Annotated in this window: 17 protein-coding genes; 1 reads left to right on the top strand and 16 read right to left on the bottom strand. The window is 40.0% G+C overall.

Going from position 1 to position 19494, the window contains the following annotated elements:
• Nucleotides 1-13 precede the first annotated feature (13 nt).
• The 7 genes from aroB to FHR28_RS00575 are packed head-to-tail and all read right to left on the bottom strand — an operon-like array spanning nt 14 to nt 6873.
• Nucleotides 14-1093, bottom strand: coding sequence for a 3-dehydroquinate synthase (aroB, locus tag FHR28_RS00605; protein ID WP_166781736.1), 1080 nt, complete (start codon nt 1091-1093; stop codon nt 14-16).
• A 36-nt stretch (nt 1094-1129) separates the two neighbouring features.
• Nucleotides 1130-1672, bottom strand: a complete 543-nt coding sequence (gene aroK / locus FHR28_RS00600; RefSeq protein ID WP_004725433.1) for a shikimate kinase AroK — start codon at nt 1670-1672, stop codon at nt 1130-1132.
• Between the two features lie 36 nt (nt 1673-1708).
• Entirely contained in the window at nt 1709-3883 is a 2175-nt protein-coding gene (pilQ, locus tag FHR28_RS00595; RefSeq protein ID WP_166781735.1) for a type IV pilus secretin PilQ family protein, read from the bottom strand.
• Between the two features lie 20 nt (nt 3884-3903).
• The gene (locus FHR28_RS00590; protein ID WP_166781734.1) at nt 3904-4434 is read right to left on the bottom strand and encodes a pilus assembly protein PilP; all 531 of its coding nucleotides are present in this window, start codon (nt 4432-4434) and stop codon (nt 3904-3906) included.
• Complete coding sequence (locus FHR28_RS00585) at nt 4431-5177, bottom strand: type 4a pilus biogenesis protein PilO (protein ID WP_004725428.1); 747 nt, start codon at nt 5175-5177, stop codon at nt 4431-4433. The genes FHR28_RS00590 and FHR28_RS00585 overlap by 4 nt, the downstream gene beginning before the upstream one ends.
• Complete coding sequence (locus FHR28_RS00580; protein WP_004725427.1) at nt 5174-5815, bottom strand: PilN domain-containing protein; 642 nt, start codon at nt 5813-5815, stop codon at nt 5174-5176. The genes FHR28_RS00585 and FHR28_RS00580 overlap by 4 nt, the downstream gene beginning before the upstream one ends.
• On the bottom strand, nt 5815-6873 hold the full coding sequence (locus FHR28_RS00575) for a pilus assembly protein PilM (RefSeq protein ID WP_004816660.1): 1059 nt from the start codon (nt 6871-6873) through the stop codon (nt 5815-5817). Before FHR28_RS00575 ends, FHR28_RS00580 begins: the two co-directional genes overlap by 1 nt.
• Nucleotides 6874-7036: 163 nt before the next feature.
• Between FHR28_RS00575 and ponA the strand changes: the two genes are divergently transcribed.
• Nucleotides 7037-9580, top strand: a complete 2544-nt coding sequence (gene ponA, locus FHR28_RS00570) for a penicillin-binding protein PBP1a (protein WP_166781733.1) — start codon at nt 7037-7039, stop codon at nt 9578-9580.
• A gap of 61 nt (nt 9581-9641) precedes the next feature.
• On the opposite strand, the gene FHR28_RS00565 is transcribed toward ponA, so the two are convergent.
• The 9 genes from FHR28_RS00565 to FHR28_RS00525 all read right to left on the bottom strand — a co-directional run bounded on the left by FHR28_RS00565 (nt 9642) and on the right by FHR28_RS00525 (nt 19384).
• Nucleotides 9642-10445, bottom strand: a complete 804-nt coding sequence (locus FHR28_RS00565; RefSeq protein WP_166781732.1) for a putative RNA methyltransferase — start codon at nt 10443-10445, stop codon at nt 9642-9644.
• A 71-nt stretch (nt 10446-10516) separates the two neighbouring features.
• Nucleotides 10517-11635 carry a phospho-N-acetylmuramoyl-pentapeptide-transferase gene (gene mraY / locus FHR28_RS00560; RefSeq protein ID WP_004725416.1) on the bottom strand — a complete coding sequence of 373 codons (1119 nt, stop codon included), beginning with the start codon at nt 11633-11635 and terminating at the stop codon, nt 10517-10519.
• A complete protein-coding gene (locus tag FHR28_RS00555) occupies nt 11635-13044 on the bottom strand; it encodes a UDP-N-acetylmuramoyl-tripeptide--D-alanyl-D-alanine ligase (RefSeq protein ID WP_166781731.1) in 1410 nt (469 codons plus the stop codon). The genes mraY and FHR28_RS00555 overlap by 1 nt, the downstream gene beginning before the upstream one ends.
• Nucleotides 13045-13053: 9 nt before the next feature.
• Nucleotides 13054-14550 (bottom strand): UDP-N-acetylmuramoyl-L-alanyl-D-glutamate--2,6-diaminopimelate ligase, encoded by a 1497-nt coding sequence (locus tag FHR28_RS00550; protein WP_166782745.1) that lies wholly within the window; start codon nt 14548-14550, stop codon nt 13054-13056.
• Between the two features lie 7 nt (nt 14551-14557).
• Nucleotides 14558-16393 (bottom strand): penicillin-binding protein PBP3, encoded by a 1836-nt coding sequence (ftsI, locus tag FHR28_RS00545; protein ID WP_004816649.1) that lies wholly within the window; start codon nt 16391-16393, stop codon nt 14558-14560.
• A gap of 9 nt (nt 16394-16402) precedes the next feature.
• Nucleotides 16403-16735: a cell division protein FtsL gene (gene ftsL, locus FHR28_RS00540; RefSeq protein WP_166781730.1), complete on the bottom strand. Its 333-nt coding sequence runs from the start codon at nt 16733-16735 to the stop codon at nt 16403-16405.
• The gene (gene rsmH, locus FHR28_RS00535; RefSeq protein WP_056517503.1) at nt 16732-17658 is read right to left on the bottom strand and encodes a 16S rRNA (cytosine(1402)-N(4))-methyltransferase RsmH; all 927 of its coding nucleotides are present in this window, start codon (nt 17656-17658) and stop codon (nt 16732-16734) included. The genes ftsL and rsmH overlap by 4 nt, the downstream gene beginning before the upstream one ends.
• A 173-nt stretch (nt 17659-17831) precedes the next feature.
• On the bottom strand, nt 17832-18266 hold the full coding sequence (locus FHR28_RS00530; RefSeq protein ID WP_166781729.1) for a GNAT family N-acetyltransferase: 435 nt from the start codon (nt 18264-18266) through the stop codon (nt 17832-17834).
• A gap of 101 nt (nt 18267-18367) precedes the next feature.
• Nucleotides 18368-19384, bottom strand: a complete 1017-nt coding sequence (locus FHR28_RS00525; protein ID WP_004816643.1) for a sulfate ABC transporter substrate-binding protein — start codon at nt 19382-19384, stop codon at nt 18368-18370.
• Between the last annotated feature and the right edge of the window lie 110 nt (nt 19385-19494).

Genomic DNA, 19494 nt, shown 5'->3' with positions numbered 1-19494 from the left:
GAACTAACCTTTTCTATATCTGATTCGCGAGAATCGCTTGTTTCATCAACTCAACATCAAAATCTTTAGTAATGATGGCTTGGCCGAGTTGTTTTATCAATATTAAACGAAGTTGGCCATTTAATACTTTTTTATCATGTGACATATATGCCAAAAATTCATCGAGCGGAATTTTAGGACATGCTACAGGTAATTGGGCACGTTGTATGATTTTTTTTGTACGTTCCAGATCATCTGATGAAATCCATCCCATACGCTGGGATAAATCAGCAGCCATCACCATACCCGTTGCAATTGCTTCTCCATGCAACCACACCCCATAACCAAGATACGATTCAATGGCATGACCAAAAGTATGGCCTAAATTCAATAAAGCACGTTCACCTTGCTCTTTCTCATCATTGGCCACAACTCTTGCTTTATGCGCACAAGAACGATAAACAGCTTCAGCCAATAATTCTGGATCTTGGGCAATCAGCCCATCCATATGCTCTTCTAACCATGTTAAAAATTCTAAATCACCCAACAGCGCATATTTAATCACCTCAGCCAAACCCGCTGAAAGTTCACGTTCAGGCAAGGTTTTGAGTTGTGCCATATCAGCCAAAACCACTTGAGGTTGCTGAAATGCACCAATCATATTCTTGCCTAAAGGGTGATTAATTCCGGTTTTTCCACCAACACTCGAATCTACTTGAGATAATAATGTGGTCGGAACTTGGATAAAATATACGCCTCGCTGGAAACAGGCTGAGGCAAAACCTGCCATATCACCAATCACCCCACCACCTAAAGCCAAAACCGTACAATCACGATTAAAGCCAGCTTGAAGCAAAGCATCAAAAATCAAATTGAGGTGCTGGATATCTTTATATTTCTCACCATCAGGCAAAACACATGTTGTAACCTGCTTCCCCAATTGTTGAATTGCTTCAACATAGTGCGACAAATACAAAGGCTGAACTGTGGTATTTGTAACAATCATCACTTGATGTCCCTGAATATAAGGTTCAAGCAATTCTTGAGGATTCAAATGACTACCAATAAAGATTGGATAACGACGTTCACCCAGTTCAACATGTAAAGTTTGCATGATTCTGCCAAATAACAATGAATGATAATTTACTGACTAAATAATTTCTTTTGAAACGATCAGTTGCAATATTCTCAGCGCTAAATCTCGCGCAGCACCCTGATTGGTTTCAATAATATAATGTGCAACATCTCTATACAGTGGATCTCGTGCTTTAAGTAGATCCTTTAACTTTTGCTCAGGATTCTCGACTTGCAATAAAGGACGATTTTTATCTCGATGTGTACGTAATAATTGGATTTCTACAGGGGTATATAAATAAATCACAATACCTCTATGCTTGAGATATTCTCGATTCATGGCTTGAGTGACAGCACCACCACCTGTTGCAACCACTAAATTTTTTTTTGATGTGAGTTCATCAATCACGATTGTTTCTCTTGTACGGAAACCTTGTTCGCCTTCTTTTTCAAAAATCCAAGGAATAGATGCCCCTGTTTTTCTTTCTATTTCATGATCGCTGTCTAAAAACTCACGACTTAACAGTTCCGCTAGATGCCGACCAACTGTTGTTTTTCCTGCTCCCATGGGCCCTACCAAATAAATATTTGGTAGGGTTTCCAACTCTTTGCTTGGCAAGGAGTCACCTATCGAATTGCTTTCATTGAAAGTATATTAATGATTTCTGGTACGACTGTCATTAACAATTCTTGGTGTCACAAAGATTAGCAACTCTCGTTTATTATCAGACTTTACATCCTTTCTAAATAATCGTCCTAAATAAGGAATATCACCTAAAAATGGAACTTTGGTCTGACTGTTTTTAGTTTCTTGTTCAAAAATGCCACCTAATACCACGGTTTCTCCATCATCGACTAAGACATTGGTATTGATTTCATTCTTGTTAATCGCCACATTTCCATTCACTATTTGGCCAGCTGAGTCACTTGTGACATTTAGCTGCATTTGCACTTTCCCTTCTGGAGTAATGCTTGGTGTAACATCCAAACTGAGCAAAGCATCTTTAAATTCAGTTGTTGCAACGGCACTACCTCCTGCCGTTTGCGTTGACTGATATGGAATTTGTTGACCCGAAGCAACTTTGGCTTTTTGTTTATCTGCCGTCATCACTTTTGGTGTTGAAATCACTTCCCCATAACCATCAGCTTGTAATGCAGATAATTCTAGGTCTAACATAAAATCAGACATACTAATTAAACCAAATGCAATCTTACTTGCACCCGCAGTGGTGACACCAAGATCTACATTTAAATTATCAGGGCGAGTAATGGTATATTTACCATTACTATCTGGGGTTTTTAAATCCCAAAGTGTTTGATTACTTCCACCAACCAGCAAATCATTATTCTTGGTAATCCCTTGAGATAAAATGCCCCACTTTACCCCCATTTCTTTGGTAAAATCTGTCGTAGCACGAACAATACGTGCTTCAACCATGACTTGTTTGACCGAAATATCCAATAGATCAATCATTTTACGGATTTTATCAATATTATTTGCAGTATCATTAATAATTAATGTATTTGTTCGTGTATCTGCAACCGCACTTCCTCTTAAGCTCAGTAGACTTTCTAAAGCTAAAGAATCTGTATTATTGGTATTATTCGCCTGCGCACCTTTAGGGTTTCTAGAGTCCTGTAACAGTTTAAGAACTTCTGCAACTTTTGCATAATTAAGTTGAATATATTCAGTTTGAATTGGTGCTAATTTTACACTTTGTGCAATCGCTTTGGCTTCATCTTCTTCTGCTTTAATCAGCTCGGTGACAGGCGCAATCCAAATCACACTACCATTACGGCGCTTATCTAAATTTTTGGTTTTTAAAATAATATCTAAGGCCTGATCCCAAGGTACATCTTTTAAACGTAAAGTAATATTACCTTGAACCGAATCCGCAGCCACCATATTAATACTGGTAAAATCAGCAAGTAGCTGTAGCACACGGCGTACTTCAATATCTTGAAAATCAAGCGAGATTTTCTTACCAGTATAAGATTGACTCACATTGGGACGATTTACTTTATTTTCTACAGGACGCTTTAAACTCACGGTTAATTTATTTTCCGCTTGGAAAGCCATATATTCATAGCTACCCGAAGATTGAATGGTGATTACACCATTGGAACCATCATTATAAGCATCCACAGAAGAAACTGGGGTCGCAAAATCATTGACATTTAATCGACGAATTAAATGTGCTGGAATTTTATTCCCTAAGGTTCGAATAACAACTTTACTGCCCTGTTGTTGCACATCCACAGGTGTATTTGCACCAGACAGATTTACAATAACCTGGCCCTCACCCGCATTGCCACGCTGAAAACCGATATCTGCGATGCCTTGATTTTGTTTATTCAGCGTAGATGCAGATGAGGCATAAGTCGGTAAAGCAGCAGCTTGATTGGCATTGTTAATCTTTAAAATAAAGGTATTCCCTTCAACACGTGTTGTAAAAGAACCACTATTTTTTAAATTTACCGTTAAGCGTGAACGTTGATCATCGGCCGCAATATCCACCGTCGACGCTTCTTCACTTGCCACAGCAATAGACGGCTGATTGATCGTTTGCTTCGCCTGATCAAAATCCAAAATCAGTCGAGATGGATTATCCAATTGATAGGCTTGAGGCTGTGGCGGTAAGCCATTAAACATCACCCGAATTTCTGTACCTTGCCCCGGTATTTTCATCGGTACAATATTGGTCATGGTTGTTTGTGCTGCTGCAACCTGCATAATCGCAATTGACACTGCCGCCATAGTAAATTGACGAAGTTGACTATTCATAAACTTACCATCCCCGTTAAAGATATTTTTCAAACTCTTTTTCATTTTTATTCCTTTATTCCGTTTTAATCTATTGGACCGATTAGAACTAGACTCCGTGGTCTTTCTATATAACCGTCTCGACCATCTGGAACAATTTCCAATAAATCAATACGGGTCGGCGTAATTTCAATAATTCGCCCCTGATTCATGCCCATGTAATTGCCAAGTTGTACCCGCTCAATCTCACCATCTGGTGTTTTGATCAAACCCACGGTCTGACCAACGGACCCTTTCATACTTCCTTTCAGTGTTAATGACTCCAAAGGATAGCTTTCAAGCGGCTGTGGCTGTCTTGAAAAATTCGGGTAGACGCGCTTGCCTGACATGATTTTCAATTCATTTGCTAATGAGTTTGGCAAAAATGGGCTGCGTAACTGTTGAGCAGAATAATTAAAACTTGGCACTGGATTAAATACTGGCGCAGGTTCAATCGGCAATGGTTGCTGATTTCTAATATTTGCCATTTCTTGATTAACGGCATCAATTCTAGAATCGCACCCCACCAACAGCATCGCAAATGAGATTCCACAAACTATTTTACTGAGCTGTTTCATTGTGGCGTCCCTCCTTGCTGAGGTGTCGTTGTCTGCGCAGCAGTATTGACAGATTTATTTATCTTCTGCTCATCAGCACCGATATAGCGATAGGTTTTTGCTTTAATTGTATAGTCAATCACTGGCACATCAGATTTTTTATCTTGGCTAGGTGTTCCTGTAATTGTGAAATCATGCAAAGTGACAATACGTGGTAACGCCGCCAGACTACTTGCAAAACTGCCGAATGAATGATAATCCCCTGTTGCATCAATCGAAATTGGCTGCTCAATAAAGAACTCCTGCTTCACTTCTGGTTCTAATTTGATATTCTTAAATTTCAAACCAGAACTTACTCCTGTCACGTTAATGTCTTCAACCAGACTCGGAATTTCAGTTTCTTTAGGAAGCTGTTCTAATTGCTGATTAAAATTTGCTTCCATTTGTTGCAATTGCGCTTGATATTGCTGCAAGTTTCTTAATTTAGAATCCTTTTCTTTAAATTCATTTAATAAGTTTTGTTCAACTGTACGCGCTTGATCAATTGCATCTAATTTAGGTCTAATTGCTAAAAAATAGCCAATTGCACACACCAAAAAAAACAAGAATACCCAACAAGTTACTTTAACGGATAGAGGCCAACTGCCATAGTTATTCATATCCAAGGTATTAAACTGTTGAAAAAACTTCTCAACGGTCATCTTGTTCTTTTTTGGAGCATCATTTACAGATGATTCTAATTGCTCAAAATCTTCACGACTCATTTTGCACCCCCAGCAGCTGGAACTTGTTCAGCTTTAGTTGTATCCCCATCTGCAGTCGCTGCTATTTCACCGATATCTACAGTCACAACAAAACTTCCATATGATTCTTCCACACGAGGAATCACCGAAGTCTGTTCTTTATTTTTATTTTCATCTGCGGCTAAGAATGAATTCATAAACGCATTTCGATACCATTCAGAAGCTTCTAATCCACGCAACAATTCAGCAACTGTGTTTGGACTTTCAGCTTTCCCCTCAATGGTAAATTTATCGCCCACACGACTAAATTTTGTGATGTACATTTGTGCAGGGACAATCCGAACCAATTCATCAACGAGGCGAACAATCACAGGACGTTGACCTTGTAAGCCTTGAATCAGTTTCATCCGTTCAATAATGGCATTACGACGTTCTTGTAAACCATCTAAAGTTTTTAATTGCGTATCTAAATTTTGATTGGTACTGGTCACCAATTGATTGGCTTGCTCCTGATCTTCTAACTTATGATCAAAATAGAACCACGCCAATAACACTGTAACTAAGCCAATCAGTGCAACCCCAACGCATATTGCAACAAATTGCTTCTTCTTCTGTTCTCTTAGCTCATCACGCCAAGGGAGTAAGTTAATCTTTGCCATTAATCAAAACTCCTCAAAGCCAAACCACACGCAACCATTAAAGAAGGTGCATCATTTTCTATTTTTTTTAAGTCAATTTGTGGTGAAAACCCCATCTGCAAGAAAGGGTTTGCAATCGTGACCCGATAACCGAGTTTTTGTTGTAATAATTTTGCCAACCCAGGAATATTGGCATTACCACCCGCCAATAAAATATGGTCGATCTCGTTAAACTGAGAAGATGAAAAGAAAAACTGTAATGAACGAGCAGCTTGTTGTACCACTGCTTCTAAAAACGGCATTAAGACTTCTGTTTCAAAATCGTCAGGTAAAGTCCGATCTTTTTTGGCCCGACCAGCTTCATCATAAGACAAGCCATAGCGGTTCTGTACATCTTGAGTCAGCTGCTTGCCACCAAAAACTTGCTCTCGGGTATAAATGATCTTGCCATTTTGCATCACAGACAAGGTGGTCATGGTATGGCCGATATCCAAGATACCCACAAGATTTACACCGATTGGTAAGGTATCGGAAAAGACATCAAAAGCACGCTCAATTGCATAACTTTCTACATCTGCAATTTTAGGTGATAAGCCTGCGATTTCTAAAACTTCAACACGAGAATCAATATTCTCTGCACGTGTTGCAACAAGTAACACATTGACTCGATTTGGATTTGCTAGCTTATCTTTTAACACTTCAAAATCTAAACTGACTTCATCCAGCGGGAAAGGGATATATTGTTCAGCATCCATTCGAATCTGAACTTCTCTTTCCTCATCCGACATATCGGCATCCATTTCGATGATTTTGTGAATCACCATAGATGTAGGTACAGCAACCGCAACATTTTGCGATTGAGGATTGCCAATATTGACAGCCCTTTCCAACGCATCAGCAACTGCTTCAGGATTAAGAATGTTTTTTTCAACAACACTCCCATCAAGCAGTGGACTTAATCCATAACTTTCAACCCAGTAACGACCGTTCTTAACAGAGAGCTCTAAAATCTTTACAGTAGTAGAACTAATATCTACTCCTATTAACCCCTTATTTGGCTTACGATATAGTCTAAGCACGATTGATTTCCTATTATTTTTTTATCCCCAATAAATAACACAAACCGACTGCATTTGGTCTTAATTTTTTACAGATACAATATCCCATCTAACAATCCATCACATGAGAAGCTATACTGAACGCAATTAGTTTGCCATTAGCTATTATTAAAACTTACTTGTTATGAAAAAGCTATCTTGTTCAGGTTATATTCATCCCTTTTTTTTGCTGATTATCATTATTTTAGTCGCAATTCCGATGGGCTTTTATGGAATGTATCTATATATTGCCCCATCACTACCAGAAATGAGCTCTTTAAAAAAGGCGCCATTGCTTAAACCTTTGCAAGTTTATTCAGCAGATAATCAGCTGATCGCTGAATATGGTGGCAAGCTTTCGGTGCCTGTTGAGTACAAGCAGATCCCACCGCATTTCATTCATGCCTTCCTTGCTGCTGAAGATTCATCGTTCTTCGAACATAGCGGGATTAGCTTTAAAGGCTTAGGGCGTGCAGTGAGTGAAAGTGTCACTGGATCAAATGTACAAACAGGTGGCTCAACAATTACCATGCAGGTGGCTAAAAATTATTATTTATCACCTGAACGAACACTTAAGCGCAAACTTACCGAAGTTTTTTTGGCACGTAAAATAGAACAAAATCTATCGAAAGAAGAAATTTTATCTTTATATGTCAATAAAATCTTTTTAGGTAAAAATGCTTATGGTATTGCTGCTGCAGCAAAAATTTATTATGACAAAAGCTTAGATCAACTCAGTGTTGCTCAAATGGCGATGATTGCTGGCTTACCTAAAGCACCATCAAAATACAACCCTGTAGTGAATCCTGAACGCGCATTAGAACGTCGTAACTGGATTCTAGGTCGCATGTTACAACTTGGCTATCTTAAACAAGCAGAATACGAAAAAGCTGTCGCTGAGCCGATTAACTTGAGTATGCCTGATCGCGGCTTAAGTAATCGATTTCCCTATGTAGGCGAAATGGTTCGCTCAGAACTGGTTGAAAAGTTTAGTGAACAAGCAATTGATTCGGGTTATAAAGTTTATACAACGGTCAACAGCAAACGCCAACAATATGCAGAAGATGCAGTACAAAAAGGCTTGGAAGATTATGATCGTCGTCATGGATGGCGTGGTGCTGAAGCACATGATAAACCTTTAAAAGAATTCATTGCTTATGCCAATACCTACCCTGCTGAAGTCATCAAGGTAGGCAACAATAGTTTTGATGCCAAAATGCAAGATGGCTCTACAGTAACTGTGCCTTGGTCAGGTATGTCTTGGGCGAGAAAATATATCAATGCCAATGCAGTTGGTGGGGCACCAAGCCGCGCTTCGCAGATTGTAACTGTTAAAGATATTATTCGCTTACGTCCCAATGAAAATAAAACCGCGTGGTCATTGGTTCAAACACCGAAAGCACAAGGTCAACTCATTGCAATCAATCCCAATGATGGTTCAATTGAAGCTGTGGTGGGTGGATACAACTTTTACCAATCTAAATTTAACCGCGCAATACAAGGTTGGCGTCAACCAGGTTCAACCATTAAGCCATTCGTCTATGCATTGGCGCTTGAACGCGGTATGACTCCGTATACCATGGTCAATGATAGCCCTATTACAATTGGTCGTTGGTCACCAAGAAACTCAGATGGTCGTTATTTGGGTATGATTCCTTTACGACGTGCATTGTACTTATCTCGTAATACGGTATCTGTACGTTTATTACAAAGTGTAGGTGTAGAACGTGCGCGCCAATTATTGATGGATTTTGGCCTACAAGAAGATCAAATCCCTCGTAACTTTACGATTGCGCTCGGTACCCCACAAGTACTTCCAGTTCAAATGGCAACTGGCTATGCAGCAATTGCCAATGGTGGATATCGTATTCAACCGCATTTCATCAGCCGTATTGAAGATGCTTATGGCAAAACCATTTATGAAGCAGCGCCTGAATATGCGTGTATTCCATGTATCAATCAAAAAGAGACGGTAGCCGATACCCAAGCCATTACCCCTGATGATGAAGTCATTGAAGGTGCAAACCTTACAGTGGATGAGGTTCAAACTCCATTAAGCAAAGAAGAACAAAGTAAATATCGTCAAGCACAACGAATTTTAAAATCACAATCTGCTTTTGATATGGCAAATATTCTTCGTGATGTGATTGTGCATGGTACTGGTCGTGCAGCACTTAAAATTGGTCGCGATGACATTGGCGGTAAAACAGGAACAACCAATGATGCTAAAGATGCGTGGTTTGCAGGTTTCAACGGCAAATTAGTTGCGATTGCTTGGGTCGGTTTTGACCAGCCTTCAACACTTGGTCGTCGTGAATTTGGTGGGATCGCAGCGCTTCCAGTTTGGACCGGCTTTATGGGTAAAGCCTTAAAAGACACGCCATCTGCTTGGGTACATTTTGATAAAAATGCCAAAGCACCAATCTCTCGTGAAGAACGTAATCAGACACAAGTTGAAGGTGCTACTCAAAATGAAGGCAATGGCTCATCACCGCCTTTAGCCCGTCCAATCTTTAAACCTGCACCTGTTACACCATCACGTAATTCATCAAATGACTTTGAAGACTTACCTGATGAAGGTTCAGATCAACCGCTAAAACCGAACAAAGTAACACCGCCTGCAATGAATCAAGGCAGTGCAAAACGAGAAAGTGATTCTCTTGAGAATTTGATTAATGAAGTTCAATAATTAGTTTCTCAAATAAAAAATGCCATCAATTGATGGCATTTTTTTATGGCTTAGTTTTTTATTATTTTTTCTGAAAAATATAAATTTGAAAGGCTGCCTTTAACATCGTTTTAACTTGTGCTTCCAAAACTAACCGCTTTTCAGGTTTTGCTTTATAAGCATAAGGGGTCATCGCAATCAGGTTTTTGAGTTGTGCTTGATCCAGCTCAAACGTTGTTTCGATAATCGGCTGCTCTACTAATTCAAAAGATGCCTGTAATTGCGTGACAAACTTTTGCGGTTCATGGCCTTTAACTTCATCAAACAAGCCCTCACGCATCCCATATAAATGCTCTGGTGCAGGTGTTACCACCATCAAATAAGCCTTCGGCTTAAGCACTCGGAGTATTTCTTCTTCTGGGATCGGGCTAAATAAGCTGGTACACAAATCAATCGAATGATCCAAAACAGGTAGAGTCGCTCCTGTTCCCACAATCCATGTCACATCTTTATTGAGTTTTGCAGCAACTTGAACCGCATTTTTTGCAATATCAACCCCAATACATTGCATCACTTGATGTTGCATTGCATCGGTATAGTAGCCTTCACCACAGCCGATATCCAGCAGGTTTTCAACCTGTAACTCACGAATTTTCTCAACAACGGCTTGCTGTAAAGGTGCATAAAATCCACCACTTAAAAATCCACGTCGTGCTTGTACAGATTCAAGCGTATCCCCTGGATTTTTACTATGCTTATGTTGTACTACATGTAAATTCACATATCCTTGTTTTGCCACATCATAACTATGATTATTTACACAGCGCCAAGTCCGATCCGATAGGCTCAATGCCTCACGACATACAGGGCACATCAACAAATTCATCGTATTCTCCAAAAGATATTTTTAGGCCATAAAAAAAGCCGGCAAATGCCGACTTTTCAAATCACTTTGGCTTAACGTAATTTTAATGTCATTAGACCTAAAACTACCAGCATAATTGTGATAATCCAAAAACGGATCACCACTTGAGTCTCACGCCAGCCTTTTTTCTCATAATGATGGTGCAACGGTGCCATAAGAAATACACGTTTATTGCGCATACGTAATGATCCGATTTGTAAGAATACCGAGATTGCTTCTACTACAAAGACCCCGCCCATAATTGCAAAGACGATCTCTTGACGAACCATTACCGCGATAGTGCCCAGCATTGCACCCAATGATAATGCACCGACATCTCCCATAAAGACTTGGGCTGGATGCGCGTTATACCAAAGAAATGCTAAACCCGCTCCAATCATTGCAGCACAAATAATCACCAGCTCAGAGGTATATTTTACATAGGGAATATGTAAATAATTGGCAAAGCGTATATCACCTGCCAAGTATGCAAAAACACCTAAACCTGCGGCAACCAAAACAATCGGCATGATCGCCAGACCATCTAACCCATCGGTCAAATTCACTGCATTTGACCCACCATTGATTACCAGATAGGTAAAAATAATGAAGCCAATACCCAATGGAATTGAAGACAATGGAATACTCAGATTTTTAAAAAATGGTATCAACAAATCCAGCATATTCGCTGTATGTACGGGGCTGTCTTGCTGAGTTGCAATGATATACAACGCAATACCCGCCCCCAAAGAGCCAACCGAAGTCCAAAAGAATTTCTTCTTGGCAGGTAAACCCGCATTGTCTTTATAACGGACTTTAATCCAATCATCCGCCCAACCTACAGCACCAAAGATCACCATAACAGCCAAGACAATCCATACATAAGGATTGGATAAATCTGCCCAAAGCAAGGTACTGATCCCGATCGAAAGCAGAATTAAAATCCCGCCCATTGTCGGTGTACCCATTTTTTTGGCATGATTTTCAGGTGCATATGAACTGACAGCCTGACCATATTTGAGCGCTTGTAATTTACGGATCATTACTGGTCCCAAGGCCCAACCAATCGCAAGTGCAGTCAATACACTGAGCAATGCTCGTAACGATAAGTATCGAACAACTTGGAACGCGTTCTCATAACCCGCCAAGTGTTGAAATAACCAATACAGCATTAAACTTTCTCCATCAAATCAGCCATCAACGTTTCCATATGGGTATAGCGAGAACCTTTAAACAGGAAACTCATGGACTGTGGTTGATGTGTTGCAATTAAACTTAACAATAAAGGTAAAGCTTGTTCTTGGCTAAGAAAAGCTTGTAATTTTTTACCATATTGAGTGCTTCGCGCACCTTCTTGTGTAGCAGGAGCAAACTCACCTACTGCAACAACAAATTGAATCCCATCCACTGAAACCAGATCACGACCCAACATATAGTGTTGCTGCGCAGCAGTATCGCCCAGTTCACCAATATCGCCAATCACCATCACTTTGATCCCTTGCTGTTGCGCAAGTACTTCAGCTGCTGCACGCATTGAAGTCGGGTTGGCATTATAGGTATCATCAATAAATAAATGCTTGTGCTTATGAATAAAATTCAAACGCCCTTTTGCACCTTGTGCCGACTCCAAGCCGATCACAATATCGTCTAAACCAACACCAATCGCTAAGGCAAATGCTGCCGCTGCTTCTGCATTATGGACATTATGTTCACCTGCAAAAGGAAGATTGACGGTTCTTGCACCTTGAGGCGTATTGAGTGTAAAGATTGCAGACTGTGCGTATAACTGAACATCTGTCGCAAAGACTTCGCCACCCTGACCAAAACTTAACACTTGCTCAGTGTCTACCACTTGACGAATCGTATCGGTAAAATCATCCTGAGCAGGAACAATTGCTATTCCTGCTTGATCAATATGACGGTAAATTTCAGATTTGGCACGGCAAATTCCATCACGTCCACCAAATTCGCCTAAATGCGCAGTTCCAATATTTAAAATACCAGCAACATGTGGCTGTACAAGATTTGAGGTGTAATCAATTTCACCTTGATGGCTTGCACCAAGTTCCATCACCGCATATTGATGCTCTGAACGCAGCTCCAATAGCATCATTGGCACACCAAGATCATTATTTAAATTGCCACGTGTAATCAAGGTCGGCGCCAGACGTGAAAGAATACTCCCCAACATCTCTTTGGTGGTGGTCTTACCACTACTGCCTGTAAGTGCAATCACTTTTAATTGTGGATGTTGAGCACGACGATACGCGCCTAAGTGCCCCAATGCCAAACGTGTATCTGCAACGACAAGTTGGCAGATATTTACATCAACAGGATGGCTAACGATGGCAATTTGACAGCCATTCTCAGCCACTTGGGCAACAAAATCATGTGCATCAAAACGCTCACCTTTGAGCGCCAAAAAAGCATCACCTAATTCAGCATGACGTGAATCAGTCAAAATACGTTTAATTTCACCTTGTGGTGCTTGATCTAAATACCAATAACCTTGAGTTGCTTCAGCAAGTTGTGCTGCTGACCATGGCTCCAAAGGCACAGTACTGGTGGTAGAGGTGTGCATCTCTTATTCCTAATGAGCTGGATAAGCTGAATTGGGTTTATGGTGTTGTGCATCTATTGCCGATTGCACTTCAACGACATCGTCAAACCAATGACGAACACCATCAATTTCTTGATAATTTTCATGACCTTTTCCGGCAATCACAACAATATCACCTGATTGGGCATGCTTTACTGCATATTTGATTGCTTCACGGCGATCACGAATTTCGTGAACCTCATGCTGGCTAAAATCAATTTCATGCTTCATATCAGCAAAAATTTGCTCAGGATTTTCTGTACGTGGATTATCTGATGTGATCATCACAGGATTGGCTTGTTCCAAAGCTGCTTTGGTCATTAATGGGCGTTTACCGCGATCTCGATCACCACCACAACCAAAGACGGCCCAAAGCTGATTTTCAACATGGCGTTTCAAGGTTTTTAAAACCTGAGTTAAAGCGTCTGGTGTATGTGCATAATCCACCACAAACAGACGATCCTGATCACGAATCACCTGCATACGTCCAGGTGCACCTTTCAAATTAGGTACGGTTGCGATAAGTTGTTTTAAATCAAAACCTGCTTGTTCGGCAACAATTAAACTGGCCACCAAATTTTCAATATTAAAATGCCCAAGCAATGGGCTATTTACTGTAAATTCAGCTTTAGCTGTTTTGAGATGGAATGTTGCCCCATCTAGACTATATTTAATCCCAAATACTTGGTAATCAGCCGCTTTAGAGGTTGAATAAGTCAATACTTTCGGATGTGACAGATTGCTGCTTGCAGCATTCATCATTAGGTCTGCATGCGCATCATCTATGTTAATTACTGCAACTTTTAATGCAGCAAATTTAAACAGTAACGCTTTTGCTTCAGCATAGGCTTCAAGCGTCCCGTGATAATCCAAATGATCTCGACTCAGATTACTATATGCAGCAATCTCAATATCACAACCATTTAAACGACCTTGTTCCAAACCATGCGAGCTTGCCTCAATTGAAGCGAATTCAGCACCTTGCATAGCAAAATCATGCAGAAGATTTTGTAAATGCAACGCATCTAAAGTGGTATGCGAAGATGCTTCTAGGTTTGGCAGAATCCCGTTCCCCGTCGTTCCCATCACTGCACATTTTTTATTTTGTAATGCCAGTAATTCAGCAACGAGGCGTGAAATCGTGGTTTTACCATTGGTTCCCGTGACTGCAAGAATTCGCGCAGCTTTTACAGGAGATGTCGCTTGTAAATATTGTTTTTGCCATTGTCCCATCAACTGACGCACATCTGGGCAGATCAATGCAGATTCAAAGCCTAAATCTGTTTCACTAATAATGCCCAATGCGCCTTTATCTAAAGCGATTTGAGCAAATTGTGTGGTTTTTTCTGGCTGCGAATAACTGGTCAAAGCAATAAAAATTTGCCCTTGTTGTACATAACGACTATCTAGAGAAAAGCCATTAAATGACTCAGACATCCAAGCCTTTGTATTATCAACTTTATAAATATCTTGAAAATTAATCATTATAGTTTACCTATGGCTTGGCCTTAGCCGTTTCAAGAGGTTTATCTAAAGGCACATTCATTAAACGTAAAGATTCTTGCATAATTCGGGCAAACACTGGAGCGGCAACCAAACCGCCATAATATTGTCCACGCGGATTTTCGACTACAACAATAACCGCCAAACGAGGATCACTAATCGGCGCCACACCGGCAAATAAAGCACGGTATTCAGTATTCGAATAACCTCTATGGTCAGGGCGCAACTTGTGTGCTGTACCTGTTTTACCACCCACGCGATAACCGGGAATATTGGCTTGTTTTGCAGTACCACCAGGCATCGTAACTTGCTCTAACATCAACAAAACTTCATCAGCAATTTTAGGCGCTAAAACCTGTTTACCTTTGGGCTGATCATTTAATTTATAAAGACTTAAAGGATATTCCACACCATGATTGGCCAACATTGCATAGCCTTGCGCCAACTGTAAAATCGTAGCATTTAGACCATAACCATAAGCCATTGTACCAATTTGCGAAGAATTTAACTTTTCAGGTGGAAGCACTAAACCTCCACTCTCACCTGGGAATTTAACTGCCGAACGCTGACCAAAACCGACTTTTCTAAAGAAACTTGGCAAGGTTTCTTTTGGTAAAGACAAAGCAATTTTTGCCGAACCGACGTTCGAGGATTTAATAATCACACCAGTGACGGTCAACGAACCATAGTTATGCGTATCACGAATGGTATGTGAACCTAAACGCATCGAACCTGGGCTGGTACTAATCACCGAGTTTGGGGTATATTTGCCACTTTCCAAACCTGCTGCAATGGTAAAAGGTTTCATGGTTGAACCCGGTTCAAACATGTCAATTGCACCACGGTTACGCATGGCATCTTTATTACTTAAGCCATTTTTATCGTTGGGGTTATAAGAAGGCCAACTCGCCATAGCCAGAATTTCGCCCGTTTTTACATCCACAGCAATTGCAGAAGCAGAACGTGCATTATTGGCAACACCCACCGCAGTCAACTCACGATACATAATATATTGCAAACGTGAATCGATACTTAAGGTAATGTTCTCCCCAGCTTTCACTTCTTTTACAACTTCCGGGGTGGTAATACGGTTACCATGTTTATCACGAGAAATCTTTTGCTCACCATCTTCACCAGCCAGACGGGAGTTTAACTGCATCTCTAAACCTTCAATCCCCGTCCCTTCACTATTGGTGAGACCAATAATTTGTGCATTGGGTTGTGGTTGAGGATAATAACGTTTATAAGTTTTCTCGGCATAAACGCCAGCAAATTTATGTTGGGTAATAAAATCTGCTTGTGGTGGCGGAACTTCTTTTTTAAGTACCAAATAACGAGAACGTGGACGTTCATTTAAACGTTTTTTTAAGTCGGCACGATCAAGACCAACCGCATCTGCCAATTCATCTAAATTTAAATTTTCATCAGGCAATTGGCGTTTGAGTTTACGACTGTTGGGTGTCTTCTGTAATTCAGCCGTGATGGTATCAAACTGTTTTTTAGTCTCAAAATATTCACGTGGATCAATCACCACTTTCATGATTGGAGAACTGATTGCCAAAGGCACGCCATGACGATCACTAATCACACCACGCATGGCTTTTAATGTTTCAGAACGTAGAATGTTGGCATTGGCTTTATTTTGTAAAAAGTCTTTATTAATCACTTGCACATAAAATGCACGTCCGACCAAGCCGACAAAACATAAAAGCACCACGCCCCACATTAAATAGAAGCGCCACATATCTATCGATACAGTACTTTTTTGGGTAATGGAAGGCTGCTTTTTACGTGGCTGCCGAGTCGGTTTAGTTTGCTTATCTGCCATACAGATGCCTTACTTCTTCTGCTCTGATTCAGTTGGTAATGAAATGACAACTGTTTGCGCAGCTGGCGGTGAATACATTCTCAATTGTGTTACTGCACGTGTTCCAATTTGCGCAGTTGCACCAAATGTTTGTTGTTCAATGAGCAAACGCCCCCATTCCGCATTGATATCTTCACGTTCACGCATATAGCTATTTAAATCACGAAAATCATGACGATAAGCAAAGACTTGCAACACCACCATAAAGGCACTGATCAGCACTGCGACAACCAATATGCCATAAACAATCGCTTTTTTTATTGCCAGCTTATGACTTGATTCTTCTATAATTTCTTGTTTCATTCTGCGCCTTTTTGTTCTAAGCGTTCTGCAACTCGAAGCCAAGCACTACGTGAACGAGGATTGGCTTTGACTTCTTCCTCACTGGCACGAATTCTGTCTACCTTTTTCAGTCGACGAGTATCTTGTACTTTTTGAGGCAATCCCCAACCATTATCTTCTGGCAACGTTGATTCTTTTTGAATAAATTGTTTAATAATCCGGTCTTCAAGTGAATGGAAACTAATGACGGCCAAACGTGCATTTGATTTTAACAAATCTACGGCTTGAGGTAAAAAGGTATGTACGTCATCGAGTTCTTTATTAATTTCAATACGAATAGCTTGGAACGTCCGTGTTGCAGCATGTTTATTCTTTTCCCACTTAGGATGCGCAACTTTCACAATTTCCGCTAATTTTCCAGTGGTTTCAATATAACCTGCTTGCTTAATCGCACGTGCAATACGACGACTATAACGTTCCTCACCATATTGAAAAATCACATTGGCCAAATGTTCTTCGTCTACATCCACTAGCCAATCTGCGGCTGTTTGTCCTTGAGAATTATCCATACGCATATCAAGTGGTCCATCTTTCATAAAACTAAAACCACGATCTGCTTGATCTAGCTGTGGTGATGACACCCCTAAATCTGCCATAATCCCATCGACTTGATAAATATCCAATTGATTTAATTCTTGTTGTAAATCTGCAAAACTGGCATGAATAATTTTAAAACGAGGATCTTCTTTTTCTAACTGATATGCCACTTCTAATGCTTGTGGGTCTTTATCAAAAGCATAAACTTTTGAATGTTCATCTAACTTAGACAACAATAAACGAGTGTGTCCACCACGCCCAAATGTCCCATCAACGTAAATTCCTGTATTGCGATCTGCAAGTAAAGCATCGACAGTTTCATGTAGTAATACAGAAATATGAGACATAATTATGATTTCAGTTTAAGCAAAAAAAGTAACTGCACATTATTACCTTGTTTTGCCAAAGCTCCAAACGACTTTTTGTAGGGAAATATTACTTTTTATAGAGAAAACCGTTTTAAAGTGCTTTTTATAAAAGTTCAGTACAAAAAATAGCTCATCCATCCTGCGACAAAGCGTTATCGTATCTTGAGCATTTTCACATCACCATTGTCAAAATACGCTGAAACACGCCAACCTTGTCGGAGATAAAATTCAAAAGCACGACTTTTTTGATCAGTTTCCAAGCAAATTTCTTGAAAGTATTCAAATAATAAATCTTCTGCTTTTTTCAAAAGTGCAGTTCCGACACCTTTGGCTTCAAAATCCGGGTGGACAAACATGGCAAATACGCTGCCGTCGGTTAAATCTGCGATCGAAAAACCACATACTTGATGCTGCAGTTCTGCAAGCCAGACAGTCGAAGTATTTTGAATTAAATCCAATATGACCGACTCAGTGATACCCAGTTCAGTCAGTTGTTGTTTTGACAAATGGTTTTCTTTGACTGACGTTCGTATATCAAAAATAACCTCAATATCATTTTCAGTCGCAAGCCTTAGTACAATATCCATAGTTTAAATTGATTACTCACTTTGATATTAGTCTAACTGATTCATAACAGATTGAAAAAACCTCCTAAAAAGGAGGTTTTTTCAATCAAAATAGTTGATGCTCAGCGCTTGCTATTATAAATCTGATCGAAAACACCGCCATTGGCAAAGTGCGTCTGCTGTGCTTTTGCCCAACCACCAAAGACTTCATCAATGGTAAATGTTTTCAGTTCAGGGAATTGATTGGAATATTTAGCTAAGATTTTTGCATTGCGCGGGCGATAGAAATGACGTGCTGCCATATCTTGACCTATTGGAGAATACAAATAGTTAATATAACCCGTTGCTAACCATTTATTGCCATTCTTCTCTACTGTTTTATCAACAATTGCCACTGACGGTTCAGTCAAAATTGACATCGATGGATAGACAATATCAAATTTATTGCCAGATGCTTTCTTACTCACCATGGCTTCATTTTCCCAAGTCAGTAAAACATCACCAATCCCACGTTCAGCAAATGTGGTCATCGATGCACGTGCAGCTGGATCCATAACTTTTACGTTATGGTACATCTTAGAAACAAACTCACGTGCTTTAGCATCATTACCACCCGGTTGTTTAAGTGCATAGCCCCAAGCTGAGAGATAGATCCAGCGTGGTAAACCGCCTGTTTTAGGATTAGGGGTAATGATTTGTACACCAGGTTTGGTCAAATCTGTCCAATCCTTGATACCTTTGGGATTGCCTTTGCGTACTAAAAACACAACGGTAGACGTATACGGTGCTGAGTTATTTGGAAATTCTTTTTCCCAACCTGGATTAATTTGACCTGATTTCACAATTTCGTTGATATCATTGGCCAAAGCTAAGGTCACTACATCACCTTTTAAGCCATCAACCACGGCACGTGCTTGTTTTCCCGAACCACCATGCGATTGTTTAAAATCAACAGTCTTACCTGTACGAGATTTCCAGTAAGCGCCAAATGATTTATTAAACTCATCATAAAACTCACGCGTTGCATCATAAGACACATTTAAAAATTCACGGTCAGCAGCATAACTTGCTGTCGTTGCAACAGTTAATCCCGTCGCAATAACCACAGCACTCATCAGTGCTTTAAAATTAGTTTTCATATTATGAGTGCTAACATCGCTAAAATTATTCTAAATATATGAAATAAGCGAATAAACTTCAATCAAAAAGCGAAATACCCGCAAACTTAGCACAGATTAAAAATCAATCT

Source organism: Acinetobacter sp. BIGb0196 (genome assembly GCF_011759595.1).
Taxonomy (GTDB): Bacteria; Pseudomonadota; Gammaproteobacteria; order Pseudomonadales; family Moraxellaceae; genus Acinetobacter; species Acinetobacter guillouiae.
The sequence above is the reverse complement of the archived record's forward strand: the minus strand, read 5'-3'. Positions and strand labels throughout refer to the sequence as shown.

What these genes read in the sequence shown, in the direction of transcription:
- pilQ (WP_166781735.1), bottom strand. Translation starts at nt 3,883, where the DNA reads ATGAAAAAGAGTTTGAAAAATATCTTTAACGGGGATGGTAAGTTTATG.
- ponA (WP_166781733.1), top strand. Translation starts at nt 7,037, where the DNA reads ATGAAAAAGCTATCTTGTTCAGGTTATATTCATCCCTTTTTTTTGCTG.
- FHR28_RS00585 (WP_004725428.1), bottom strand. Translation starts at nt 5,177, where the DNA reads ATGAGTCGTGAAGATTTTGAGCAATTAGAATCATCTGTAAATGATGCT.
- FHR28_RS00555 (WP_166781731.1), bottom strand. Translation starts at nt 13,044, where the DNA reads ATGCACACCTCTACCACCAGTACTGTGCCTTTGGAGCCATGGTCAGCA.
- FHR28_RS00525 (WP_004816643.1), bottom strand. Translation starts at nt 19,384, where the DNA reads ATGAAAACTAATTTTAAAGCACTGATGAGTGCTGTGGTTATTGCGACG.
- FHR28_RS00530 (WP_166781729.1), bottom strand. Translation starts at nt 18,266, where the DNA reads ATGGATATTGTACTAAGGCTTGCGACTGAAAATGATATTGAGGTTATT.
- rsmH (WP_056517503.1), bottom strand. Translation starts at nt 17,658, where the DNA reads ATGTCTCATATTTCTGTATTACTACATGAAACTGTCGATGCTTTACTT.
- FHR28_RS00580 (WP_004725427.1), bottom strand. Translation starts at nt 5,815, where the DNA reads ATGGCAAAGATTAACTTACTCCCTTGGCGTGATGAGCTAAGAGAACAG.
- ftsL (WP_166781730.1), bottom strand. Translation starts at nt 16,735, where the DNA reads ATGAAACAAGAAATTATAGAAGAATCAAGTCATAAGCTGGCAATAAAA.
- mraY (WP_004725416.1), bottom strand. Translation starts at nt 11,635, where the DNA reads ATGCTGTATTGGTTATTTCAACACTTGGCGGGTTATGAGAACGCGTTC.
- ftsI (WP_004816649.1), bottom strand. Translation starts at nt 16,393, where the DNA reads ATGGCAGATAAGCAAACTAAACCGACTCGGCAGCCACGTAAAAAGCAG.
- FHR28_RS00565 (WP_166781732.1), bottom strand. Translation starts at nt 10,445, where the DNA reads ATGAATTTGTTGATGTGCCCTGTATGTCGTGAGGCATTGAGCCTATCG.
- FHR28_RS00590 (WP_166781734.1), bottom strand. Translation starts at nt 4,434, where the DNA reads ATGAAACAGCTCAGTAAAATAGTTTGTGGAATCTCATTTGCGATGCTG.
- aroB (WP_166781736.1), bottom strand. Translation starts at nt 1,093, where the DNA reads ATGCAAACTTTACATGTTGAACTGGGTGAACGTCGTTATCCAATCTTT.